The organism is Ochrobactrum sp. P6BSIII (assembly GCF_014138065.1).
Classification (GTDB): Bacteria; Pseudomonadota; Alphaproteobacteria; order Rhizobiales; family Rhizobiaceae; genus Brucella.
This window is the reverse complement of the sequence record NZ_JACGXB010000004.1, coordinates 165497-190872: the sequence shown is the minus strand read 5'-3', so window position 1 is coordinate 190872 and position 25376 is coordinate 165497. Positions and strand designations below refer to the sequence as shown.

Below are 25376 nucleotides of genomic sequence, written 5' to 3'. Positions count from 1 at the left end.
GAGAAGATTAAGCCTCTTCGGACTTGTCTTCGTCGGCCTTCTTCTTCGGAGCGGCCTTCTTCTTCGGCGCAGCCTTCTTTGCAGGCTTTGCTTCCGAACCGTCTTCGTCTTCAGCCGTCAGCTCTTCCTTCGAGACCTTCTTGTCGGTCACGTTGATGTTGGCCAGCAGATGGTCAACGACCTTTTCTTCAAAGATCGGTGCGCGGAGGTTAGCAACGGCATCCGGCGTCTTGCGCAGGAAGTCGTAGATTTCCTTTTCCTGGCCCGGATAACGGCGAACCTGGTCGTAAACAGCGCGCTGCAGTTCTTCTTCAGAAACTTCAACGCCAGCCTTCTCGCCGATTTCGGAGAGAACGAGGCCGAGACGCACGCGGCGTTCTGCGAGCTTGCGATATTCTTCGCGAGCAGCTTCTTCCGTGGTTTCTTCGTCTTCGAAGGTACGGCCAGCCTGCTGCAGGTCGAAGTTGATCTGCTGCCAGATGTTGTTGAATTCGGCGTCAACCAGCTTCTGCGGGGTTTCGAACTGATAATCGCCATCCAGAGCGTCGAGAATCTGACGCTTTACCTTCTGGCGGGTGATCTGGCCGTACTGGCTTTCGATCTGTTCGCGAACAACCTGACGCAGACGCTCAAGCGACTCAATGCCGAGCTTCGTAGCGGTTTCGTCGTTGAGTTCCAGTTCGTTCGGCTTGGCAACTTCCTTGACCTTGATGTCAAAGGTAGCTTCCTTGCCTGCAAGGTGCGCTGCGCCGTATTCAGCCGGGAAGGTCACATTGATGACCTTTTCGTCGCCAGCCTTGACGCCAACGAGCTGCTCTTCAAAGCCCGGAATGAACTGGCCCGAACCCAGAACAAGCTGGGCGTCATTGTCTGCACCGCCGTCGAACGGCTCGCCGTCGAGCTTGCCGAGATAGTCGATCGTGACGCGATCTTCGTTTTCGGCCTTGCCCTTCTTGGTTTCGAAGGTGCGGGTCGAGGAAGCGATGCGCTTGACCTGCTCGTCAACTTCTTCTTCCGAGATTTCGACGACTTCACGGGTCACGGCGATCTTGGAGAAATCCTTGACGTCGATAGCCGGCAGAACTTCGTAGTTCAGCGAGAAAACGAAATCGGCCTTGCCGTCGAGAACCTTTTCGGCCTCTTTTTCGTCTTCCGACATGATGACTTCAGGCTGGGTAGCCGACTTTTCGTTACGGTCTGCGAGAACCGAACGCGACGAATCGCTCAGGATTTCATTGACGATCTCGGCCATGAAAGAACGGCCATACATCTTGCGCAGGTGACCGGCAGGCACCTTGCCCGGACGGAAACCATTGATCTTGGCGCGGCCGCGCGCGGTATCGAGCCGCTCAGCGAGCTTGGCTTCGAGATCTCCGGCCGGAACCACGACTTTAATCTCGCGCTTCAGCCCTTCATTGAGCGTTTCGGTAACCTGCATGTTCAAACCTTCACTTCTTGTCATTATCCCGCCGTTTCCGGCACCTTGCTCTAGACGCTGGGCCTCTAGACGCGGGAGAGAAATTCTTTGGCCTTATTGGCAGTTGGTGCGGATAGAGGGACTCGAACCCCCACGGTCTCCCGCCAGAACCTAAATCTGGTGCGTCTACCAATTTCGCCATATCCGCTTCTGAACCGAAGCGCATTCTTTAGAACGCACCAAATTCGTCTCAGATCTTGAACTGCCCTCGAAAGCGCGCGTCTCTATATCATCCAATTTTCCCGGTTCAAAGGAAAAAAGCCGCCTTCCCGGTATAGATTTTCCGGTTTGGCAAGACGAAACACTTCCGGCACTCTGCCCCTCTATATAGCGATCATTCCGCGCATGCCAAGCCTGAGATAAACTTCAGCTTGAAGTAGCCGGATAAGACTGCCGGAACAGCGGGAAACCCTGATCAATAGAGCGGTTCTTCATAGAGTTGCCGCCCCTCGTCCCGCAAAGCCTTGATGACTGCCGTACCGCTATCATCGACAGCAACGACAACAGAAATCCGGCTTTCACGTTGCCCGATTTCGATATCGCGACCCTGCCCTTCAGGAACATAATAGCGTTCAATGCCGAAATTGAGGCGAATGGTCTGATCCGGATCGTCTGTGATCCGATAGGTGGACTGGCCGCGAATCTGCACCTCATCCGGCGCGAGGTCGGTGAACGGGCTGAGCGCCGCCCGCGAGAAATGCCACAGCTTTTCCGCATCCGGCTTCACGGCGACATAGACGGTTCGCGGCTCGCCCGAAGGTTTGCCCTGCACGTCCTTGCCCATGACACTGGAAATCTCATAGCCCAGAATGACGTAATCGCCGCGCATCAGATCGCGCGGATCGACCGGCTCGGTCTGCAACACGATTTCATGGCCTGAGCGCAATATGGATGCGCGCTGCTCGATACCCGCATAAAGAATGCCGCTTTGCAGCAAGGCGGAGACGGCAGCACCTATATAAAGCCACTTCCTGCTCATGACTGGCTCCCCACTTCGCGCTTTTTACCGAACCGCCGTTCCATCCGGCGGACGAACGCCGCCAGAAGCAACACAAGAACACCTGCCGTCAGGAAGAAGCCGGACGTGCCGATCATCGTGCCCACGGTCGTGAATGCCAGATAAAGCACCTGAAATGAAAACGCCGCATAGGCAATGGAGCGCAATCCGCCATTATCGCGACCGCACAATGCGATGGCGCCAATCGATAGGCCAAGGATCAGAATACTATAAAGCACGTCCTGATCGAGCGAGGCAGAGCTGCCCGAAGACGAGAACATATGATTGAGTTGCAGAATGCCGAGCGATAACAGCGCCAGCATCAGACCATAGGACGCCAGCGGCTGCGCAAAGCGTGTGAGCCGCTCCATCGTGTCATGCGCGAAAGCATCCGCCAGCATGAAAGCGATGCCGACCGCAATCATAAGGCACAACACCACATCGTTTTCATTCTTGGCATAAACCAGCAAGGCCCAGCCAATCGCGAACAGCGCCCAGAGATGAGCCGCATGGCGCGAGCGCGTGAGGAGCGCTGCACCGACACCGACCAGCAGCAGAAGTGGACCAATCCAGCGATAGGCCAAATCGGCATTGTCCGCCGGTGTGCCGTCAAACACGAATGTTGAAAGATAAAAGCACGCAACGCCTGCGCCAAAAGCGGCCAGAACCGGCGCACGCAGCAGGAAGGCTGACGCAAGCACGCCGAGGGTCCAGTAGACGGCAGCGGAATGAACATCACCGGACACGTGATACATCTGCCCGACAAGCGCGATGCCCGCGCCGAAGGATGCAGCACCGACGACATAAAGAGCGGACGAGAACACCTTGTCGCCCTTTGCCTGCCGCCACGCGCCGCCAAGATAACCAATCCAGATGAGTGCAAGCACGAGCCCGATCCGCATCAGGCGCGGCATATCCTGCCAGTTGGCGGCAACCAGCATGATGACGGCGGCACCAAGAAGCAGACCGCCAAGCGTGGCGAGCACTGCACCGAGGCTGAAACCCGTGGCTCGTTTTTCAAGATCCGCATTCAGGCGCGACGCGGTAACCGCATCGATCAGACCTTCCTGCTGCCAGCGCACAATCAGGCGCTCCACTGAGATTGAAAAAGACAAAATGACTCCCGGGTCAACGAACTGAGATGACGGTCACAATCGCAACCGGCTGAGAACATATAAGAAACTTCGCAACCAGCAAACCAAGCGATCAAATCGCATTGCGGCAATTTTGTGCCGGAACAGTCCAATCGATTTAAACCGTCTTGCAGCATCCGCAGAGCATCTATGCAAAGTCGTCTCTGCAACTTGCAAAAACAATAGCTTATATCATGGGCAACAAAAGAGATTAATTGAACCCAAGCGATACCATCGCACACTGAAGGATTAAGACCATGAACCTGTTTCGCTCTTACAACAACTGGCGCCGTTACCGTGAAACCGTCAGCGAACTGAACCAGCTTTCGACTCGCGAACTGAACGATCTCGGCATCTCCCGCGCCGACATCCCTTACGTCGCTCGTCAGAGCAAGGCTCGCTAAGCATCAAGCTGAAGACCGAGAAGCTGTTCGCGACGATTGCATTACGCTGAACGCCTTTCGATGAAAATTTCAGATTGAAGTTTCGAGCTGTGAATACCACCAGGACTGGATCCTCCTCCCACCAGCCCTGGCTTGTCGCCAAGCCCTCCTCCTCCCAGGCTTAGCGACAACGAGACCGGTTTCCTCCCAATCCGGTCTTTCCATATGGCATCCGTCGCACCTCCTCCCGCGACGGATGCCATTTGTTTTTTGGGATACGGCTCGCCCATTGATGGCCGCCCGCAAAGGCGATATGGGAAGGGCCATGACAAACACATCGCCAAACACATCCGATCTCACCCCCATTCACGTCGTTGGCGGCGGTCTCGCTGGCTCCGAAGCCGCCTGGCAGATAGCGCAGGCAGGCATTCCTGTCGTGCTGCATGAAATGCGCCCCGTGCGCGGCACCGATGCGCACAAGACCGAGCAGCTGGCAGAACTCGTCTGCTCGAATTCGTTCCGCTCCGACGATGCCGAAACCAACGCTGTTGGTGTCCTCCACGCCGAAATGCGCCTTGCGGGTTCACTCATCATGGCCTGCGCCGATGCGCATCAGGTCCCGGCGGGCGGCGCACTTGCCGTGGACCGCGAGGGATTTGCGCAAGCCGTCACCGAAAAGCTCGAAGCGCATCCGCTGATCACCATCCAGCGTGAGGAAGTCACCGGCTTGCCGCCAGCAGAATGGGGCACGACAATCGTTGCCACCGGTCCCTTGACCGCGCCGTCGCTGGCCGAAGCCATCGCTGCGGAAACGGATGCCGACGCGCTCGCCTTCTTCGATGCGATTGCGCCCATTGTGCATTTCGATTCGATCAATATGGACGTCTGCTGGTTCCAGTCCCGTTACGACAAGGTCGGCCCCGGCGGCACCGGCAAGGACTATATCAACTGCCCGATGGACAAGGAGCAGTATGAGGCGTTCGTGGCGGCGCTTGTCGAAGGCGACAAGACGGAATTCAAGGAATGGGAAGGCACGCCTTATTTCGACGGCTGTCTGCCGATCGAAGTCATGGCGGAACGCGGACCTGAAACGCTGCGCCACGGCCCGATGAAGCCGATGGGCCTGACCAATGCGCATAACCCGACGGTGAAAGCCTATGCAGTCGTGCAACTGCGTCAGGACAATGCGCTGGGCACGCTCTACAACATGGTCGGTTTCCAGACGAAGCTGAAATACGGCTCGCAGACGGGCATCTTCAAGATGATTCCCGGACTGGAAAATGCCGAATTCGCACGTCTCGGCGGATTACATCGCAACACTTACCTCAATTCGCCCGTGCTGCTCGACAGCGTGCTGCGCCTGAAGTCGCGCCCGACCTTGCGCTTTGCTGGTCAGGTGACGGGTTGCGAGGGCTATGTCGAATCGTCGGCTATCGGCCTTCTTGCTGGTCGCTTCACCGCAGCAGAACGACTGGGCAATGCCGCCGTCCCGCCACCGCCGACAACCGCCTTTGGCGCGTTGCTTGGACACATTACCGGCGGCCACATTGTCGCCGATGATGCGGAACCCGGCAAACGATCGTTCCAGCCGATGAATGTCAATTTTGGCCTGTTTCCGCCGGTCGAAGTTCCGAAGGAAGAAGACAAGCGTCTGCGTGGCAAGGAAAAGACCATCGCCAAGAAGCGTGCGCTTTCCGCCCGCGCTCTTGCGGATTTCCGTCTATGGCTGGAACAACTGGCCTGACGGTCAGAAATTGGCGCTAAACATCAGCCATTGCTTGCGGATAGCCGATATATCGGCTGTCCGTTCCGCCGCCTTGCCGCCAAGGCGTTCAATCGCTTTCAGATAAGCGGGCACGATGGCCATCGGCAAGAATGCGGGCGCGAGGCTTTTTGGCAATGTCGCCTTTGCCTTATCGAAAATCGCCAAATGTTCACGCGCCAGCGCCAGCATCACACTGACCACGCGCTCGCACGCCGACGGATCGTCGCTGCCTAAAAATGCCTCCCGCATTACACCCACCGAAGCCAACATGTCGGCCGGGACATAAAGCTGGCCGCGACGGCGATGAGTCGGCAGAAGACGCAGCAGCCCCGTGACTGCCTGAGCAACACCTGCGTGACCGGCAGTTTCGCTATGCGCCTGCGCCGCATCGCGATCCAGAATAAAGCCGGCTAACTGAATGATTGCAGATGCGGTTTCACCACAATAGCCCTCAAGATCGTTCCGGCTCGGCATCGGATCATCGTAAAGATCGAAGATGCGTGCTTCGCAATAATTGTCGAAAGCGGTGCGCGGAAGCTCGTATTTGTTGATCGTTTCGACCAGAGCAGCGGCAACGGGATGTGCCTCGGCACTACCCCTCGCCTCGCCATTGATCAGGTCGCGCCACCATTGCAGGCGCACTTCGCCCGGCAACGGCTCGTGAACCAGATCGCGAATGCGCGCCACTTCCGCATTGAAGGCATAAAGTGCGGCCAGACCGCCGCGTTTATCCTCCGGCGCATAGAGCACCGACAGGTAACGGTCCCGGTCAGCCTCACGAAGAAGGGCCAGGCAATGTGCCTCATTCTGGTTCATGATCGTTATTCTACTGCAATAAGCGCCGCCGCGACCGCGCGATCTTCCGCGAGGAGCACATTATAGGTCCGCACGGCAGCACCTGTGCTCATCGGATCAGACGAAATGCGGTGTTCCCGCAAAACGGCGCGCACATCTTCCGGAATACGCCGCAGATCCATACCAGTTCCAACCAGCAGAATCTCGATATCCGGGGCCTGCTCCAGAATAAGCTCCAGATCGGCGCGTGACAGCACGGGCGGCGTTGCAGGCTTCCAGCCGTGAATACCGGATGGCAGACACAAGATTGAACCGCGATGCGACATTTCGGCGAAGCGAAAACCGCCATCGCCGTAAGCATCAATCGGAGCGCGCCCCGGAAAATGCGCTTCGCGTATTTCTATTCCCTTGGCCATTCTCAGCTTTCCAGATTCAGCGACTGCGCCAGTTCGTCGCCCATTTCCTCATCCTGCTCGGGACCACGCGGCTTCAGTCCGAATTGAACCAGCAGCGGTGCGGCGATGAAGATCGACGAATAGCTCGCCACGATAATACCCACACTCAGCGCCAGCGCGAACATGCGGATATCGGCGCCGCCGAAGGCGTAAAGCGGAATATGCGCAAGGAACGTGACAAATGATGTCAGCAAGGTACGGGACAAGGTCTGGTTGATCGAAGCATCGATAATCGCAGGCAGCGGCGCGCTGCTATAGCGGCGCAGATTTTCACGCACGCGGTCATAGATCACCACCGTATCGTTCAGCGAGTAGCCGATGATCGTCAGGATTGCCGCAACGCTCCAGAGATTGAATTCCATGCGGAACACAATGAACATGCCCGCGAGAATGACCACGTCATGCAATGTCGAAAGCACCGCGCCAAGCGCCAGCTGCCAGCGGAAGCGAACCCAGACATAGATGAAAATGCCGATCAGCGACAGAACAACGGCCAGAATACCGGCGCGTGACAGCTGTTCAGAAACGGTCGGACCGACCACCTCGACACGCTGGAACGAATAATCCTGTTCAAATTCACCACGAAGCTTCACGGCGACCGTTTGTTCGGCATCGTCGCCCACTTCCTGACTGCCGATGATCACAAGCGCCGAACGCGGCGATTTGGCAGGCAGAACGCGGGCACTGTCGATATTCAGTTCGGAGAGGCGATCCTGAATGTCTTCCAGATTGGCGTCGCCACTGCGCGCCTGAAGCTCGACCATCGAACCGCCACGGAAGTCGATGCCGTAGTTGAAGCCGATATTCACGAACAGCGCCACCACGATCGCGCAGGCCAGCACCGAAATGCCAAGCGTAATGAACTGCAGGCGCATGAACGGAATATGCGTCACCGTCGGCACAAGCTTGAGACGGCGCTTCGGCACTTCCTTCGGCTTCGCCGTCCGCACCCACTGGGCGATCAGCAAACGGGTAAAGGTGAGCGTGGTGAACAGCGTCGTGCCGATACCGACCGCAACGGTCAGGGCAAAGCCATGCACCGTGCCGGAGCCGAGCAGGAAGAGAACCAGTGCGGCAATCAATGTCGTCAGATTGGCGTCAACGATGGTCGACAGCGCGCGGTAGAAACCCGATTCCATCGCCTGCACGACCGAATAGCCCTTACGGCGATCTTCACGCACGCGTTCGTAGATCAGGATATTCGCATCGACCGCCATGCCGATGATCAGCACCAGACCCGCAACGCTGGCAAGACTGATCGAAGCCCCGATCAGCGACATGACCGCAGTCAGGATGATGATGTTGACCACAAGCGCCACCATCGCGATGACGCCCAGAATGCCGTAGGACAGCACCATGAACAGGCCGACGAGAAGTGCGGCAAGAAGCGCTGCCGTCACGGCGGCGCTGGCATAATCCTCGCCAAGCGCTGATGCGATAGTGCGTTCTTCCAGCACGGTCACCGCTTGCGGCAATGTGCCGGAGCGCAAAACAACGGCCATATTATTGGCGGCCTGCAAATCGAAGGCACCAGAAATCTGCAATTCGTTTGTGTCGAGCGGCTCGCTGATGACCGGCGCAGACACGACCTGATTATCGACCACGATGGCAAAGCTCTTGCCCGTCGCATTGGCGGTCAGGGCGGCCAGACCTTTGCGGCCTGCATCATCGAGGGTCAGGGTGATAACCGGCTCATTATCATCGGAAGAAAGCGTTGCCTTCGCGTCGGTGATATTTGCGCCGGTGAGAACTGGTTGTTTTTTGACGAGATAGCCAACTGGCGGATCGTCATAGGAATAGACGATTTCACTATCCGCTGGCGGCGTGCCACGAATGGCGTCGTCCGGCGAAACGGAATCATCCACAGCGTGGAACGAAAGATCGCCGCGAATGCTCAGAATATCTTTTAGAAGCTGCGCATCGTAAAGGCCCGGCACTTCAACGCGAATCTGGTTGCGCGCTTCGGTTTCCACAACGGGATGACCGTAACCCAGCTCTTCCAGACGCTGACGCATGATTTCGGCGGAGCGTTCCAGATCGTTCTTGCCCGCATTTTGAACTTGCAGAACAAGGCGGGAGCCGCCGGAAAGATCAAGGCCGAGTGCGACCTGTTTCTTCGGCAGGAAACCGGGCAGATTTGCCAGCGTTTCACGCGAGAAAAAATTAGGGGAAGCGATGACGAAGCTGACGAGTACCGCCAACCAGATCAGGGCCGATTTCCAGCGTGAAAAATAGAGCATAGAGCAGCAATTCCGTTTCAGCTTGGCCCGTTTTGGCCTGGACAGAGCATGCCGGGGTGCGAATGCGCACCGCTCTCCGGCCTTGAGGTAAGCGCGCTTATGAAGGTCGCGCCGACCGAATATTGCACGGGCTCCGGTTAGTGAAAGCTTACCGGAGCCCGTTTCATCTCAAAAAGAGATTATTTGTTCTTATTATCGGCGACAGGTTCGCCCTTGACGCGCACATCCATCAGCGTGCTGCGCAGAACCTTGATGCGAACGCCTTCGGCGATTTCGACTTCGACTTCATTGTCGTCGACGACTTTCTGCACCTTGCCGACGATGCCACCGCCGGTCACAACCGTATCGCCACGGCGAACTGCGGTCAGCATTTCCTGACGCTTCTTCATCTGGGTCCGCTGCGGGCGGATGATGAGGAAGTACATGATAACGAAGATCAGGATGAACGGCAGAATGCTCATCAGCATGTCTGGGCCAAAAGCGCCGCCGCCAGGTGCTTGAGCGAAAGCCGGTGTTACGAACATTAGGAACTCCTCTGAAGTCTCAAAGACAATTTGTTAAGGGCATTACAATGGTTGGCGCGCCAATTGCAACCGACGATCACCCCGCCTGCGCCAAGGTCGCACACTTTTCGCCTCCGCTGTGGCATGTTAAGCCGTTCGCCTACGACGCGCGGATTGAATTTGAACGTTGAACTTCGTTTGTCACAAACGCTTGTTCAAACGTCAAACTGGAAAAATCCACGAGAGTCTTACAGCATCTGGTGATCTTTTCGATTCTGACATTCGCTGGGACCGATTGTAACACCGGGAAGCAAATGTCGGAATAAGACCACTAGGGGCATGAAATGACGACCGAAAACATACTCAGCCAGAAACTGGACCGTTTGATCGCCGCGCTCGAACGTATCGCGCCACCGGAAGCCAAAACGCCAGACCTCGACGCCGCAGACTGTTTTGTCTGGGCGCCGGAACGACTGACGCTTGATCCGGTGAAGCGGGTGAACCGCGTGGATATCTCCCTGATCCGTGGCGTAGATTTGGTGCGTGATCAGCTCGTAGACAATACCCGTCGCTTCGCAAATGGCTATCCGGCAAACAATGTTCTGCTGTGGGGCGCTCGCGGCATGGGCAAATCCTCGTTGGTGAAGGCCGCACAGGCCAGCGTCAACGCCGAACTGGCCTCCCAGAAGCCGCTCAAGCTGATTGAAATCCACCGCGAGGATATCGACAGCCTCCCGACCCTGATGAACATGATCAAGGATACGGAATACCGCTTTGTCCTGTTTTGCGACGACCTCTCCTTCGACCATGACGACACGTCATATAAGTCGCTGAAGGCTGCGCTCGAAGGCGGCGTCGAGGGCCGCCCGGGCAATGTGATTTTCTACGCCACGTCGAACCGCCGCCATCTCATGCCGCGTGACATGATCGACAATGAGCGCTCTACAGCGATCAACCCGTCGGAAGCCATCGAGGAAAAAGTATCGCTGTCGGACCGCTTTGGTCTGTGGCTCGGCTTCCACAAATGCAGCCAGGACGATTATCTCGCCATGGTCGACGGCTATGCGGCCCATTTCAAACTGAGCTACGACAATGCCAAGCTTCACGCAGAAGCTCTGGAATGGTCAACCACGCGCGGCAATCGCTCCGGTCGTGTGGCATGGCAATATGTTCAAGACCTTGCCGGACGACTTGGCGTGGCCATGTAAAAAACGCGCATCAACAAAAAGGCGGGCTTTTCAGCCCGCCTTTTTGTTTGCCTTGTCCTTTCCGGATCAGCTTTCCAGATATTTGGAAGGATTGACCGGCGAGGAATTCTTGCGCACTTCGAAGTGCAGCTTCGGCGACTTCGCGTTGCCGCTCATGCCCGACTTGGCGATATCCTCGCCACGGCGAACCTTCTGGCCGCGCTGCACCAGTATCTGGCTGTTATGGCCGTAAACCGTCACAAGCCCGTTGTCGTGGCGGATCAGAACCGTCTGGCCGAATTCCTTCAGGCCATCACCAGCATAGATGACGACGCCGTTTTCAGCGGCCTTAACCGACGTTCCTTCCGGAACCATGATGTCGATGCCATCGCTGACTGCCGTACCATCACGCTGACCGAAGCTTGCCAGGATGCGACCGCGAACCGGCCAGCGCATCTGGGAAATGCCGGTGGAGGAAGGCGCTGCGGCCTGATCCTTCTCGGCATCCTCGATCACCTTGTTGCTCGCCTGCGGCGGTGTATAAGGCTTCACATTTCCGGCGTCCGCATCGTTTGCAGCGGCTGCGGCCTTGGCCGGGCTTGCTGGCTGCGGCGTGACAGCGGCAACTTGCGTTACAGCAGCGGCACCTGCTGCAGGGACCACCAGTGTCTGACCGACGCGGATTGCACCATTGGAGAGGCCGTTAGCCCGCTTCAGATCTTCAACCGGAACATTGTGCTTCTGTGCGATCGAGAACAGCGAATCACCGCTCTGAACCGTATAGCCGCCTTTTGGCGCAGGAGGTGTTGCGGTGTTTGCACCTGCGGAAGCCATATCGGTAGCGGCAGACGACTTCTTGCCGTTGACCGAAGGGGCTGCCGGGACAACGGCAATGTTGTTGTCCATCGGACGCGGAGCACCCTGCCCCGGCGTTGCCGGAAGCTGACCCAGAACCTTTTCCTTCGCGCCGTTAACAGTACCGTTCACGGCGTTGTGGGTCGTGGTTGCCGCGCTTGCCACGCGGGTCTCTGCACCATTGACCTGGTTGGCTGCCATAGTGTGGGCCTGACCAACCTGATTCTGCATCTGCGTGGAGGCTGCAGCGACAGGGGCCTGAACCGACTGACGTGCTGCCGCAACCGGTGCCGCCATTGGGGCGGAAGATACGGCTGATGGTGCCGGCAGCGAATTACGCTGTACCGTTCCGCTGGAAACCCGCGGAGCCGGCGCTATTGGGGCTGACGCATAAACATCGCCTGCGGGCTGTTGCGCAACGCGCTGATTGGACGTCGAACCGGTAAAGATGCCGTCGGTGAAACGCATCGTATCGGAACTGCACCCGGCTCCAAAGCCGGCAATCAGAACGATTGCGACATTCCGCAGGAGACGTTCGGACGTATGCTGCAAAATTGGGAAACGCATGTTCAACTCGTCCATACTCGAAACTCAGTAAGACGATTAAAGCGCGTTAATGTTACTCGCTGGTTAAGAACGACCCAACTTTGAAAAAAGATTCACCAATTAAACACCATAAGCGAACATTGGCGCGCAGCCACCCTTCCGATGAAAACCGGAATGGATGGCATGGTAAGATTAGAAAATGGCAATTTAGAGCGCCGATCTGATTCAATCAGATCGGCGCTCTAAATGTTTATTGAAACGCACATCTCATCCGAAAACCGTTTCACACTTTTCGGGATGTGCTCTAAAGAACCGAAGAAACGCCTTCAATGAAGGGCTGATAGCGGACAACCATCAGGTTTTCCTGCTCGAAGCGGCTACCGACCTTCGAGATTCGCGTCACGATCTGTTCGCCGTCGCCGGGACCGATCGGCGCGATGAGTACACCATGTGTTGCGAGCAATTCCACAAAATGGCGCGGGACTTCTTCGCAAGCCAGCCAGAGAATGATTCGGTCAAACGGACCACCCGGCATGCCATGGCGTCCATCGGCATGCTTGACCATGATGTTTTCACGCTTCAGCGAAACGAACTGCTGCAAGGCGTGATCGCAAAGTTTGCGATAACGCTCCACCGTCGTCACACGGCCCGATAGCGACGACATGACGGCGGCGGTAAAGCCCGACCCCGTACCGATTTCCAGCACGCGATGACCCGGTTCCAGCTTGAGCGCTGCCAGCACACGCGCCTGATCGTCAATGCCTTCGATATATTCGCCGCAATCGAGCGGCGCCGTGCGAGTGCTATAGGCAAGATGCGACCACGCCGAAGCAAGAAAGCTCTGGCGCGGTGTTGCTTCAATGGCTGCAAAGAGGCGCGGATCATCAATGCCACGCGCGCGCATGCGCAAGACGAAAGATGCAAATCCTTCCCGGTCCGAAAGCCTTGGCCGCTCAGACGTTGCCTGCCTCATGCTTCCCCCCGCTTCAAGCTTCAAGACCGAGCGCTGTGCTCAGTTCTGCACGAACCTTATGCGCGGTCAGATCAAGGTGCAACGGCGTGACCGAGATGCAGTCCGAACGAATGGCTGCAAGATCACTGTCGTCGGCGACCGGAGCCTTGCCGCGACCGAAACGCAGCCAGAAATACGGGAAACCGCGACCGTCGCGGCGCTCGTCGAGACGCGCATCATGGCTAAGCTTGCCCTGCGCCGTCACGCGTGTGCCCTGCACTTCATCGGCACCGCAATTCGGGAAATTGAGGTTCAGCAGAACGCCTTCCGGCCAACCGGCAGCGACCAGCTTACGAATGAGGTCCGGCGCATGGGTTTCAGCCGTTTCCCACGGAACGATCCGGCGGTCGCCTTCGTAATCATATTCCTGGGACAGAGCGATGGAGCGGATGCCGAGCAGCGTGCCTTCCATTGCACCGGCCACGGTGCCGGAATAGGTCACGTCGTCTGCAATATTCGCACCGGAATTGACACCGGACAGGATGAGATCCGGCGCACCCGGCAGAACGTGACGGACACCCATGATAACGCAATCGGTCGGCGTGCCGCGCAACGCGAAATGAGTGTCGTCGATCTGGCGCAGACGCAGCGGCTCCGAGAGGGTCAGCGAATGCGCAAGGCCGCTCTGGTCGGTTTCGGGCGCAACAACCCAGACATCGTCCGAGAGCTGTCGTGCGATTCGCTCCAGAACTGCGAGGCCTTCAGCGTGGATACCATCATCGTTCGTCAGCAAAATTCGCACGTCTTCACTCCTGTCCTAATTGTTGAAATCCTGAGTCACGCAGCCTTTTCAATGCGCGTGATGCCGCCCATGTAGGGCTGCAGTGCTTCAGGAATATGAATGCTGCCATCTTCCTGCTGGTAGTTTTCCATGACGGCGATGAGCGCGCGACCTACTGCGACGCCAGACCCGTTGAGGGTGTGGACGAAGCGCGTCGACTTCTCGCCTTCCGGACGATAGCGGGAGTTCATGCGGCGGCCCTGGAAATCACCGCAGACCGAGCAGCTGGAGATTTCGCGATAAGTGTTCTGCCCCGGCAGCCAGACTTCGATGTCATAGGTCTTCTGCGCGCCGAAGCCCATATCGCCAGTGCAAAGCACGACGGTACGGAACGGCAGCTCAAGACGCTTCAGCACTTCTTCGGCGCAAGCCGTCATGCGTTCATGTTCGGCAACCGAGCTGTCTGCATCGGTGATCGATACCATTTCCACTTTCAGGAACTGGTGCTGGCGCAGCATGCCGCGCGTATCGCGACCGGCGGAACCGGCTTCCGAACGGAAGCAAGGCGTCAGCGCGGTGTAGCGCTGCGGCAGGGTCTTCACATCGACGATCTCGTCCGCAACCAGATTGGTCAGCGGCACTTCCGCCGTCGGAATCAGCCAGCGACCATCGGTGGTGCGGAACAGGTCTTCCGAGAATTTCGGCAATTGGCCGGTGCCATAAACCGCCTCGTCGCGCACCATCAGCGGCGGCATGGTTTCGGTATAGCCATGCTGGGTCGTATGCAGATCGAGCATGAACTGTCCGAGCGCACGCTCAAGACGCGCCAGACCGCCCTTCAGGATGGTGAAGCGCGCACCGGCGATTTTCGCTGCGCGTTCGAAATCCATCAGGCCGAGTGCTTCGCCCAGCTCATAGTGCTCTTTCGGCTGGAAAGAGAAATTACGCTGATTGCCGACACGACGAATCTCGACATTGTCGGCTTCGTCCTTGCCAAGCGGCACATCGCCGAGCGGAACATTCGGGATTGTCGACAGAGCGTCATTCAATTCCTTGACCAGACGGCGCTCTTCTTCTTCTGCCTCAGCAAGAAAATTCTTGAGTTCGCTGACTTCCGCTTTCAGCTTGTCGGCGGTGGCGGCATCTTTTTCAGCCATCGCCTTGCCGATTTCTTTCGAAGCGGCATTGCGGCGCTCCTGCGCAGCCTGAACCTTGCCGACATTTTCGCGGCGCTTTTCGTCGAGCGCGATCAATTCGAACGAGAGCGGCCCTGCCCCGCGCTTTGCAAGCGCCTTGTCGAGGTCTTCAGGGTTTTCGCGAATCCATTTGATGTCGAGCATGGGAAAAGCCGTTTCGTGAAATTGAACAGAAGCGGGCCGCAAAGACTGCGGCCAGCGGAAATCGTAGTCTACGATCAGGAGGAAGAAGCGTCGTTTTCAGCTTCTTTTGCGTTCTCTGCTTCGTCGCGCTTCTTCTCGATCATACGAGCCACGATAATGGAAATCTCGTAGAGAAGGATCGTCGGCAAGGCAAGACCGATCTGGCTCGCCGGATCGGGCGGTGTCAGAACAGCCGCCACGATGAACGCGATCACAATCGCATATTTACGCTTGTCCTTCAGGCCAGCCGAAGTCACGAGACCAACACGCGCCATGAGGCTTGTGACGACCGGCAACTGGAACACCAGACCGAAAGCGAAAATGAGCGTCATGATGAGGCTCAGATATTCCGAAACCTTCGGCAAAAGCGAAATCTGCACTTCGCCAGCACCACCCGTCTGCTGCATGGCCAGGAAGAACCACATCACCATCGGGGTGAAGAAGAAATAGACGAGCGCGCCGCCGAGCAGGAACAAAATCGGTGATGCAATGAGGAATGGCAGGAAAGCCATGCGCTCATGCTTATAGAGCCCCGGCGCGACAAACTTGTAGATCTGCGCCGCGATGATCGGGAAAGCGAGCACAATACCGCCAAACATCGCCACCTTCACCTGCGTGAAGAAAAACTCCTGCGGCGCGGTATAGATCAGCTCCGCCTTGGAACGATCCATGCCCGCCCAGTCGATGGCCCACTGGTAGGGCACGACAAGCAGATTGAAGAGGTGCTTTGCGAATGCGAAGCAAACTGCAAATGCCACGAAAAATGCCAGGATTGCCCAGATAAGGCGGCGGCGCAGTTCGATCAGGTGTTCAAGCAAGGGCGCAGAGCTCTGCTCGATTTCATCCTCGTCACGGGTCACGCTTTGGTTCCTGTCTTCTTGGTGGTCTTTTTGGCAGGAGCAGCCGTTTTTGCGGCAGCAGGCTTTGCAGCCGCTGGCTTTGCCGTCGCGGCCTTGGCCTTTGCAGCCTTCGGCGCAGCGGGTTCAGCTTTCGCTACCGCAGCTTTAGGCGCTGCCTTTGCTGCTGTCTTGCGTGGAGCGCGCGGCGCCTTCGCAGGCTTTTCCGCAGCCGCTTCAGACTGAACAGGCGCTGCTGCAGGAACGGGCGCTCCGCTCGCGTCGACCGGCGTGGTCACTTCTGCAACCGTATCCGGTGTCGCCGGAGACATGGAAGTCGAGGATTTGATGCTCGATTTCAGGTCTTCGCCTGCACTTCGAATCGGATCGAAAACCTGTGTAAGCTTGGAGCGTGGATCGAGCTTGCGTGTTTCGTCGATGATATTCTTGACGTCTTCCAGCTCCGCCTCTTTCAAGGCTTCATTGAACTGGTTGCGAAACTCATTGGCTGTCGCGCGCATGCGCGCTGTTGCCTTGCCGAAGGCTCTAAGCATCTTCGGCAAATCCTTGGGGCCGACAACAACGATCATCACGATCGCAATGACCAGCAATTCAGACCAACCGACATCGAGCATTTTATACCCCGCGCACTGCGCGCGTGTCCCGTCTTTCGGCGGAAAACCGCACTTTTACAGATGGCAAACATGCTGCGTATCCGTTTTGACACGCAGCATTCTTGATCCGATAGATCAGGACTTGGTGGTTTTCTTGACGTCGTTGACGGTTTCTTCCGCCTTGGCGTCGATCGTGCGACCATCGTCCCGGGCGTCCTTGGCTGCGTCTTCGTCGTTCATGCCCTGCTTGAAGTTCTTGATGCCCTTGGCAACGTCACCCATCAGCTCGGGAATCTTGCCGCGGCCAAAAAGAAGCAGCACAACCGCTAGAACGATCAGCCAGTGCCAGATGGAAAAGCTACCCATTTCATTCCTCTCATCGCCGCTTAAACGCAGCCTGTTCCTGCAATGTCGATAGTGATTTAAGCGCTTTCAAGCAATCTTTCAAACGGAAGTATAGCTGTGAAGGCAGATGTGACGATTTTATTCGTCGCATGTGTCCTCTTTATGTGCAGCAAATTGTGGATGATAAGGAAGTCGGGCGCTGACTTACCCCTTGGGAGCCAGCAAACCAAGATCTTCGAGATCAATATCCTCGAGCGGCTCTTCCTCATCCGTCAGCTCATCCGGGTCGATATTCGGCACCGGAACGGCAAAACTTGAAGGCATGCGGGCGGACAGAAGCCCTGCCCCGCGCAACTCTTCCAGCCCCGGAAGATCGCGGATTTCCGGCAATCCGAAATGATCAAGGAACGATTCCGTCGTGCCATATGTCACCGGGCGGCCCGGCGTGCGGCGACGTCCGCGCAGCTTGATCCAGCCCGTTTCCATCAGCACGTCCAGCGTGCCTTTGGAGGTTTCGACGCCACGAATATCTTCCAGTTCGGCGCGGGTGACCGGCTGGTGATAAGCAATGATCGCCAGCACTTCCATTGCAGCGCGCGACAGCTTGCGCTGCTGCACCGCTTCACGGCTCATCAGGAAGGCCAGATCCGGCGCGGTGCGGAATGCCCAGGCCGCACCGACCTGCACGAGATGCACGCCGCGCGACTCATAAACCTTCTGGAGATGCTGCAAAATCGGCGCTAGTTCGGCATTAGGCGGCAAACGCTCCTGAAGTGCGCGCTCCGACACCGGTTCGGCGGAAGCAAAAATGATCGCTTCGACGATACGCGCCAGATCCGCCAGCCCACTTGCCGGAAGCTGTGCTTCCTCAAACTCATTATCCATATCGAATTCCGCCAGCTGGCGTTCCGCCTCAGACATCCTCGTCCTCGTCAAATTCGCTTAAACCGGGCTTGGCCCGCATATAAATCGGCTCGAATGGCGCATTCTGGCGGACTTCCAGCTTGCCCTCCCGCACCAGTTCCAGACTGGCGGCAAAGGAGCTTGCCAGTGCCGACGCCCTCTCCTGCGGCGACAGCGCATAGTCGATCAGAAAACGGTCGAGTGAAATCCAGTCCTCAATATCGCCGCCCATCAGACGCACCAGTGCGACCCGCGCCTCCTGAAGCGACCAAACGGAGCGCTTGGTGATCTGAACATGAGACACCGCCTGCCTCTGGCGCTGCGAGGCATAGGCCGTCAGAAGATCGTAGAGTGTTGCGGAAAACTGGCTGGCACGGTCGACCATCACCACTTCCGGCATACCGCGTGCAAAGACATCGCGTCCCAGCCGATTGCGATTAACCAGAGCGGCTGCCGCATCGCGCATTGCTTCCAGCCTTTTCAGGCGGAATTGCAGGGATGCTGCAAGCTCCTCGCCGGTTTCGCCATCATCACCCTGTTGCTTGGGAATAAGCAGCTTGGATTTCAGATAAGCGAGCCACGCCGCCATAACGAGATAGTCGGCGGCAAGCTCAAGCCGGACTGCCCGGGCTCGCTCCACGAATTCGAGATATTGCTCGGCCAGCGCCAGAACGGAAATACGTGCCAGATCGACACGCTGGTTGCGCGCCAGATGCAGCAGAAGATCGAGAGGGCCTTCAAAGCCCTGCACGTCGATGAGCAATGATGGTTCGCTTAAAGCTCTTTCGGCATCGCTTTGCCACAGCGAATCCATCGGCACGAGCGTGCCGTCTTTTCCGTCTGTGTTGGTTCCTGATGCTGCCAAGCCGCTAGCCTCTCGATGCGCAGTCGTCACTCACGCTGCCCGGACAGGCCGGGCGGCGCATCTGTGCAGTTTAACAAGTTTTAACGATTACGCTATCGCTTCGAACATGCCATTGAATTCGGCGCGCAGTTCAGCCTCATCGGAGAGGTCCGGATCACCGGCATAGACTTCGGCCAGATCAGCGCGGCGCTTCGATTTGCCTTCAAGCACTGGCACGCGAGCGGCAACCTGTACCAGCTCTTCCATAACGCCTGCACAATAGAGAACGATATCGCAGCCTGCACCGATGATGCCCTCGGCAATATCGCCCAGTTCACCCGAAAGCGCCTTCATCGAAATATCGTCGCTCATGATCAGACCGTCGAACTGAATCACGTCACGAATGATCGTGTTGATCACGGTCGGCGACAAAGTGGACGGACGCTTTGGGTCGAGCGCATCGAACACGACATGCGCCGTCATGGCCATGGGCAGGTCATTCAGCGCCTTGAACGGCACGAAGTCATGCGCCAGCAATTCGCTCAGCGGCGCGCTCACGCGGGCCAGTTCCTTATGCGTATCCGCGAAGGCGCGGCCATGGCCCGGCATGTGTTTCATGACCGGCAACACACCGCCAGCCAGCAGACCCTCGGCAGCGGCGCGGCCCATCTCGGCCACCGCATGCGGGTTCTTGGAATAAGCGCGCGCGCCAATCACATCATGCGCGCCTTCGACGGGCACATCGAGAACCGGCAGGCAGTCGGAGGTGACGCCAACCTTCAGAAGATCGAAGGCATGCAAACGTGCGTGCAGCCATGCGGCGCGCAGGCCTGCTTCGCGGTCGCGCGCAAAGATCGCACCAATCTCTCCAGCGGACGGATAATTCGGCACTAACGGCGGACGCAGACGCTGCACGCGCCCGCCTTCCTGATCGATGAAAACCGGCGTCTGATCGCGGCCCGTCACATCGCGCATATGCGCGGTCAGCTCGGCAACCTGTTCGAGACTTTCGACATTGCGGGCGAACAGAATGAAGCCCCAAGGCCTTTCATCGCGGAAAAAGGCAACCTCATCCGGTGTAAGCTTTGTACCCGACACACCGGCAATCCATGCCTTGCACTGTTTCATGCGAATATCCCTCGTATTTTCCGCCACTTAGATAGTTGTTCTAACTAAAATTCCATGCGCTCGATAGTGCATATGAAAAGGGCGGCTCAAGCCGCCCTGTTCTTGTCTGTTGTTATGGCTCAGCGCGTTACGAGACAGCTGCCGCCAGCCGACTTCAAGCGACCGCACAACGCATTGGCATCATCACGCGAACCAGCCTGAACGCGGACACGGTAGTAGGTGCCCTTGCCCGGAATGTCGGCGCGCTTGATATCCACGCCACGTCCGCCGATCACATTGGCATATTTCTGCGCCATGTTGGCATAGGACTTCTGCGCCAGTTCAGCGGAAGGCTGGGATGCGATCTGGATGAAATATCCACCTGCACCAGCAGCGCCACCGGCAGCCGATGCAACCTGCTGGTTAGCAACGGGAGCAGCTGCGGCAGGCGCCTGCGTCTGCGTACGCTGCGGAACGTTGCCCACGATGTTGACCGGCTGTTCAGCTGGACGCGAAGGAACAACCGGAGCATGTGCCGGGAGGCGCGGCGTTTCTGCAGCCGGTGCCTGAGCGACAGGTGCCTGTGCCGCTGGCTGCTGGGCCTGCGGTGCAGTTGCGGCCGGTGCTGGCAAAGCACTACCCGAAGCGATTGCCGCGATTTCGTCACCACCAGCCGGAGCGGATGGCTGTGCCGAAGGCTGCGCACTGTTGCTGGCCGTCTGCGGTGCTGCCGGTTCCGGAGCGCGTTCCGGCTGCATGATCGTGCCATCCGGGCGAACAATCATGGTTTCAACTTCGCGAGGCTGGATCAAAGGCGCATTTTCCTGCGCGTTCTGTCCATTTTGAGCACCAGCATTGGCCTGACCGTTTTCAGCCGATGAGTCCGGCGTATCAGTCATGGCTTCATTGCCGTCCGTGCCGGAAATATCGACTGGCTCTTCACCCGAGGTGATCAGTGATTTCTGTTCCGGATTGTTCGGCAACGTACCGGCAACGCGATCGTAAACCGCCTTGTCCTGATTCGGGACCGTCGCACCGCCGGGGTTTTCCGGCTGCATCTTGATCGGCTGGTTGTCGGCATGAATGACGACCGGCTCCTGCGAACCGCCGCCCATGAAGTGATATCCGATACCACCGAGCAATACGACAGCACCGGCAACACTGGCCAGAATCAGGCCGCGACGACCGCGAACCGGGCGATTGCGATAGGCTTCCGACGCTTTGCCAAGATCGTCTTCCGGCTGCATGGCGGCACGTGCGCCATAGTCGCCGCCTTCGACGGTCTGCGCGCCCTGGGCGGCCCAATGATTGTAGAAATCATCTTCGCTGCCAGCCTGTTCGCCCGCATTATAATCGCCAGTCTGGCGCGGCTGCGAGCGGCCATAAGAGCTTGCAGCGGCGGCAACGGCTGCGCCGAGACCAACTGTTGCAGCACCTGCAGCAACGCCGGCATTCGGCAGATAGCTGGATGCGCTTTCGCGGAAAATATCCTCAAAGGCCTTGTCGGCTTCGCTCTGCGCTTCGGTAGGCGTGTTCAGCTCATCAACGCCAACCGTATTGAAGACCTCGGCAAATTCAGCTTCGAGATCGCCAAGACCGGCAGCGGTTTCCTCTTCACCGTAATTGACTTCCGGCAGATCGAGGGAATGGGTCTGCTCAACCTTGTTTTCGGCAACGCTCAGCGTTTCAACGTCCGGTGCAGGTGCGCTGGCCGTCTGCTGTGCAGCTGCGAAATGCGGCATCGACGTGGTCGGGCGATAATCCTCATCCGAAAGCACTGCATGAGCATAGGCAGGCGCGGCTGCGGTTGCACTGTTGTCATCATGCAGATCGAGATCGTCTTCGTTGAAGAAATCATCGCCGCCAAGCAATTCTTCGTCGGTCGCCTTGAGGACTTCCGATTCGGAGTAATCACCGGAAGGCTCGAAGCCGAAGTCGTCGTCGCTCAGGCTCAGCTCATCAAGGTCCGACAGATCGTCGTCCGTGCCTTCCGCTGCTGTTGTTGCGGAGAATGCAGCGGCATCGAATGAGAAATCATCATCGAAGGAGAAGTCGTCGTCCTGCGCTGCAACTTCGTTTGAAGCCTGCTCCGAACCGGCAAAGGCGTTGGAAGCAGCGTAAGGCGCTTCCGCCTCACCCGCATGCGCGGTTACCGTCGGCATCTGCGCGACAACGCCCGAAGCGAAATTGCCACGGGTGTAATAGGGATAGCCAGATGGCTCCGTGCGGGCGGCCGCTTCCTGCGCAGGCGCAGCAGCTTCTACAGGCTGATGCGCCTGCTCGAAGGCCTGCTCGTCCAGATGCAGTTCATCGAGCTGAAAATCGTCAAATGCCGGCTCAGCCTCTTCCGCTGCCGCATAGCCATGATCCGATGCAGCGGATGCGTAGGATGCAGCCTCTTGCGGCTCGTATGCAGCTGCCTGCGGCGCATAGGATACTGGCTCTGGCTGATAGCCATAGGCGCTGTCGTTCGCGGAGGCTGGCTGCGGCTCATCGCCGAACAGCAAGTTTTCCAGCTCGTCTTCAAGCGACATGGACTGATGTGCAGGCTCAGCGCCATAAGACGGCGTTGCAGGCTCAACGGCCTGTACATCCCAGTCACGGCTTTGCGCGGTCTGCGTCAAATAGGATTCTTCGTGCGGCTCGATAGCCGGCTGATAGATCGTCGGATCATATGCGCCGTGGTCGGCTGTATGACCTCCCTGCGCACTATTCGGCGATTCGTGATTATCATAGGCCGAGCTTTGCGCTGCCGCGTAAGGGTCGCCATACGAATCACGCGCATTCGAATAATCGGCATAATCGAACTGCTGAACAGGCTCGGTGCGTTCGACGTCTTCGAAGTCGTCCAGTTCAGGCGCAGGAACGGATGCTCCATTATCCAGATGCAGGTCGAGTTCTTCTTCCAAAGCAGAAGCAAGGTCTTCTTCGTGCGCCAGCGGTTCCGCGCCACGATAATACTGTTCGCTATAGCGCTGATCCTGAGCAACTTCCGGCTCAGGCTCGACAGGCTGGTTGTGACTTGCCGGCTGCGCGTAATCGTCAAAATCGCCGAGAAGCTCGCGTTCGAGATCAAGCGCCGGATCAAAGTCAGGCTCGGGCCGGTCGTGAGATTGGCGCTCGTTCCAAGCGGAATGATCACCTTGAGGCGTGCCAAAGTCCACGATTCGCGACAGTTCCATCAGCGGATCGTCTTCGTGCAGCGGACGCTCGCCGTAATTACGGGGATTTGCACTGCTGTCCGTCATGGTGTGTTCCTAACTCAAACCCTGGACGCCGCAAGACGTCACTTTACATTGCTTATTAGCGAGGCAATGTGGGCAAAAGTTGACGGTAGTTTCCTACGCCGAAAGACCAGAACGGGATAAACCAACACCTTCAGTTCATCCCGGTCTTCTCTTTTTAGACTTGATCTACCGCATTCAAGAGCTTCGTTTGACTTAACGAGCTCCCGGTCAGTCGATCAATCCTAGCGCATTTCCGTCGGAGCGTCAGCCCCGATGATCGTCAATCCGGACGTCAGAACATCGGAAACAACCTGTACCAGCCCTAGCCTGGCTAGTGACAAGTCTGGATCGTTAACCTTAATAAAACGTAAGTCCGGGTTCTCTGTGCCCTTATTCCATTGCGAATGGAACGCGCTGGCAAGGTCAAACAGGTAAAAAGCAAGACGATGCGGCTCCTGATGGATCGCCGCTGCTTCGATCAGACGCGGATATTCTGCAAGCTTGCGAACCAGTGCAATTTCGCTCTCGTCGGTCAGCTTGTCGAACTGTGCGGCCATGGCAACACGATCCAGATCGGCAAGGCCCAGCTGGTCGGCAGCCTGACGGAAAACCGAGTGCGAGCGCGCAGAAGCGTACTGCACATAGAACACCGGATTGTCCTTGGACTGTTCGGTGACTTTCGCAAAATCGAAATCGAGCGGCGCGTCGTTTTTCCGATAAAGCATCATGAAACGCACCGGATCGCGGCCCACTTCGTCGACCACATCGCGCAAGGTGATGAATTCGCCCGAACGCTTCGACATGCGCACCGGCTCGCCGTCGCGGAAGAGCTTTACCAGCTGGCAGAGCAGTACGGTGAGCTTGGCCTTGCCATCGGAAACGCCACGCGCAACGGCTTCAAGACGCTTCACATAGCCACCATGATCGGCGCCCAGAACGTAAATCATCTCGTTGAAGCCGCGGTCGTATTTGTCCTTGAAATAGGCAACGTCGGCCGCAAAATAGGTGAATGTGCCGTCAGACTTCATCAGCGGACGGTCGATATCGTCACCCACTTCGGTCGAGCGGAACAGGGTCTGTTCGCGATCTTCCCAATCTTCCGGCAGCTGGCCCTTCGGGGGCGGAATCTTGCCCTTATAGACGTGGCCCTTCAGCGTCAGATCATTGATTGCATTACGAATCGCACGGGCATGGTCGGCATGCAGCTGACGTTCGGAATAGAAGACATCGTGATGGACGTTCAGCGCTTCCAGATCAGCGCGGATCATCGCCATCATGGCATTGATGGTGGTTTCCTTGACGATAGCCATCGCTTCAGCTTCCGGTATTTCCAGAAGCTTCGTGCCATATTCCTTTGCGAGCGCCTGCCCCACCGGCACGAGATAATCGCCCGGATAGAGGCCAGCCGGAATTTCACCGATGATTTCGCCCAGCGCTTCGCGATAACGCAGCATCACGGAGCTTGCGAGCACGTCGATCTGCGAGCCAGCATCGTTGATGTAATATTCCTTGACGACGTCATAGCCTGCGAATTTCAGCAGGTTGGCCAGCACGTCGCCGACAACGGCGCCGCGGCAATGACCGACATGCATCGGGCCGGTCGGATTTGCCGAAACATATTCGACATTGACCTTGTTGCCAGCACCAAGCTTGGAGCGACCGAAATCCGTGCCTTCATTGAGCATCGCGGCAAGCTCGCGCTGCCAGTAAGTTGCCTTCAGACGCAGATTGATGAAGCCCGGACCGGCAACATCGACTGTTTCGACATCCTCGTCGCTCTTCAAGGCTTCGGCGATACGCACCGCAAGTTCGCGCGGGTTCTGGCCAACAGCCTTGGAGAGAACCATGGCCGCATTGGTCGCAATATCGCCATGGGTCGCATCGCGCGGCGGCTCGACGCCAACGCGAGAAAGATCGAGTTCACCGCCATCTTTCGGTTTCAGATCAATATCTTGCAACGTCTTTTTGATACGTGCGTCGAAATCTGCGAAGATATTCATGGTCTGTCCTGTCAGGCTTTCGTCTGGAGTTTTGACTGCGTATTCCAGAGTC

22 protein-coding genes and 1 tRNA gene are annotated in these 25376 nt (G+C 57.5%); 3 read left to right on the top strand and 20 right to left on the bottom strand.

Translation table 11 applies throughout. From position 1 onward, the window contains the following. Positions 1 to 7 precede the first annotated feature (7 nt). From tig to FHW00_RS07330, 4 genes are all read right to left on the bottom strand, one after another. A complete protein-coding gene (gene tig / locus FHW00_RS07345; RefSeq protein ID WP_268898815.1) occupies positions 8 to 1438 on the bottom strand; it encodes a trigger factor in 1431 nt (476 codons plus the stop codon). A 104-nt stretch (positions 1439 to 1542) separates the two neighbouring features. Further along, positions 1543 to 1625: transfer RNA gene (locus FHW00_RS07340), tRNA-Leu, on the bottom strand. Between the two features lie 267 nt (positions 1626 to 1892). Continuing rightward, entirely contained in the window at positions 1893 to 2456 is a 564-nt protein-coding gene (locus tag FHW00_RS07335; protein WP_113533549.1) for a GDYXXLXY domain-containing protein, read from the bottom strand. Continuing rightward, positions 2453 to 3589: a DUF2157 domain-containing protein gene (locus FHW00_RS07330; RefSeq protein WP_078338507.1), complete on the bottom strand. Its 1137-nt coding sequence runs from the start codon at positions 3587 to 3589 to the stop codon at positions 2453 to 2455. Before FHW00_RS07330 ends, FHW00_RS07335 begins: the two co-directional genes overlap by 4 nt. Positions 3590 to 3864: 275 nt before the next feature. Here FHW00_RS07330 and FHW00_RS07325 point away from each other — a divergent pair, with 275 nt between their 5' ends. After that, a complete protein-coding gene (locus tag FHW00_RS07325; protein ID WP_078338506.1) occupies positions 3865 to 4011 on the top strand; it encodes a DUF1127 domain-containing protein in 147 nt (48 codons plus the stop codon). A 304-nt stretch (positions 4012 to 4315) separates the two neighbouring features. After that, on the top strand, positions 4316 to 5734 hold the full coding sequence (trmFO, locus tag FHW00_RS07320; protein WP_078338505.1) for a methylenetetrahydrofolate--tRNA-(uracil(54)-C(5))-methyltransferase (FADH(2)-oxidizing) TrmFO: 1419 nt from the start codon (positions 4316 to 4318) through the stop codon (positions 5732 to 5734). A gap of 3 nt (positions 5735 to 5737) precedes the next feature. Here the strand turns inward: trmFO and FHW00_RS07315 are convergent, their stop codons facing one another. From FHW00_RS07315 to yajC, 4 genes are all read right to left on the bottom strand, one after another. Continuing rightward, a complete protein-coding gene (locus FHW00_RS07315) occupies positions 5738 to 6571 on the bottom strand; it encodes a phytoene/squalene synthase family protein (protein WP_078338504.1) in 834 nt (277 codons plus the stop codon). Between the two features lie 5 nt (positions 6572 to 6576). Continuing rightward, entirely contained in the window at positions 6577 to 6966 is a 390-nt protein-coding gene (locus FHW00_RS07310) for an Mth938-like domain-containing protein (RefSeq protein ID WP_078338503.1), read from the bottom strand. A 2-nt stretch (positions 6967 to 6968) separates the two neighbouring features. Next, entirely contained in the window at positions 6969 to 9245 is a 2277-nt protein-coding gene (gene secDF / locus FHW00_RS07305; RefSeq protein WP_078338502.1) for a protein translocase subunit SecDF, read from the bottom strand. 179 nt (positions 9246 to 9424) lie between these two features. Continuing rightward, entirely contained in the window at positions 9425 to 9769 is a 345-nt protein-coding gene (gene yajC, locus FHW00_RS07300) for a preprotein translocase subunit YajC (RefSeq protein ID WP_078338501.1), read from the bottom strand. A gap of 323 nt (positions 9770 to 10092) precedes the next feature. Between yajC and FHW00_RS07295 the strand changes: the two genes are divergently transcribed. Beyond that, on the top strand, positions 10093 to 10956 hold the full coding sequence (locus tag FHW00_RS07295) for an ATP-binding protein (protein WP_078338500.1): 864 nt from the start codon (positions 10093 to 10095) through the stop codon (positions 10954 to 10956). 66 nt (positions 10957 to 11022) lie between these two features. On the opposite strand, the gene dipM is transcribed toward FHW00_RS07295, so the two are convergent. The 12 genes from dipM to argS all read right to left on the bottom strand — a co-directional run bounded on the left by dipM (position 11023) and on the right by argS (position 25324). After that, the gene (dipM, locus tag FHW00_RS07290) at positions 11023 to 12372 is read right to left on the bottom strand and encodes a cell division endopeptidase DipM (RefSeq protein ID WP_078338499.1); all 1350 of its coding nucleotides are present in this window, start codon (positions 12370 to 12372) and stop codon (positions 11023 to 11025) included. Between the two features lie 268 nt (positions 12373 to 12640). Beyond that, positions 12641 to 13309, bottom strand: coding sequence for a protein-L-isoaspartate(D-aspartate) O-methyltransferase (locus FHW00_RS07285; RefSeq protein WP_078338498.1), 669 nt, complete (start codon positions 13307 to 13309; stop codon positions 12641 to 12643). Between the two features lie 13 nt (positions 13310 to 13322). After that, entirely contained in the window at positions 13323 to 14090 is a 768-nt protein-coding gene (gene surE / locus FHW00_RS07280) for a 5'/3'-nucleotidase SurE (RefSeq protein WP_078338497.1), read from the bottom strand. Positions 14091 to 14125: 35 nt separating this feature from the next. After that, entirely contained in the window at positions 14126 to 15409 is a 1284-nt protein-coding gene (gene serS / locus FHW00_RS07275) for a serine--tRNA ligase (protein ID WP_078338496.1), read from the bottom strand. 74 nt (positions 15410 to 15483) lie between these two features. Further along, positions 15484 to 16308 (bottom strand): twin-arginine translocase subunit TatC, encoded by an 825-nt coding sequence (gene tatC / locus FHW00_RS07270; protein WP_078338495.1) that lies wholly within the window; start codon positions 16306 to 16308, stop codon positions 15484 to 15486. Further along, a complete protein-coding gene (tatB, locus tag FHW00_RS07265) occupies positions 16305 to 16919 on the bottom strand; it encodes a Sec-independent protein translocase protein TatB (protein WP_078338494.1) in 615 nt (204 codons plus the stop codon). Before tatB ends, tatC begins: the two co-directional genes overlap by 4 nt. Before the next feature lie 114 nt (positions 16920 to 17033). Beyond that, the gene (locus tag FHW00_RS07260; protein WP_078338493.1) at positions 17034 to 17264 is read right to left on the bottom strand and encodes a twin-arginine translocase TatA/TatE family subunit; all 231 of its coding nucleotides are present in this window, start codon (positions 17262 to 17264) and stop codon (positions 17034 to 17036) included. 183 nt (positions 17265 to 17447) lie between these two features. Further along, positions 17448 to 18164 (bottom strand): SMC-Scp complex subunit ScpB, encoded by a 717-nt coding sequence (gene scpB / locus FHW00_RS07255; RefSeq protein WP_078338492.1) that lies wholly within the window; start codon positions 18162 to 18164, stop codon positions 17448 to 17450. Further along, positions 18157 to 19011: a segregation and condensation protein A gene (locus tag FHW00_RS07250; RefSeq protein ID WP_078338491.1), complete on the bottom strand. Its 855-nt coding sequence runs from the start codon at positions 19009 to 19011 to the stop codon at positions 18157 to 18159. The genes scpB and FHW00_RS07250 overlap by 8 nt, the downstream gene beginning before the upstream one ends. An 87-nt stretch (positions 19012 to 19098) precedes the next feature. Next, on the bottom strand, positions 19099 to 20118 hold the full coding sequence (nagZ, locus tag FHW00_RS07245) for a beta-N-acetylhexosaminidase (protein ID WP_078338490.1): 1020 nt from the start codon (positions 20116 to 20118) through the stop codon (positions 19099 to 19101). A 119-nt stretch (positions 20119 to 20237) separates the two neighbouring features. Continuing rightward, a complete protein-coding gene (locus tag FHW00_RS07240; RefSeq protein WP_078338489.1) occupies positions 20238 to 23345 on the bottom strand; it encodes an SPOR domain-containing protein in 3108 nt (1035 codons plus the stop codon). Between the two features lie 221 nt (positions 23346 to 23566). Next, a complete protein-coding gene (argS, locus tag FHW00_RS07235) occupies positions 23567 to 25324 on the bottom strand; it encodes an arginine--tRNA ligase (RefSeq protein ID WP_078338488.1) in 1758 nt (585 codons plus the stop codon). Positions 25325 to 25376 lie beyond the last annotated feature (52 nt).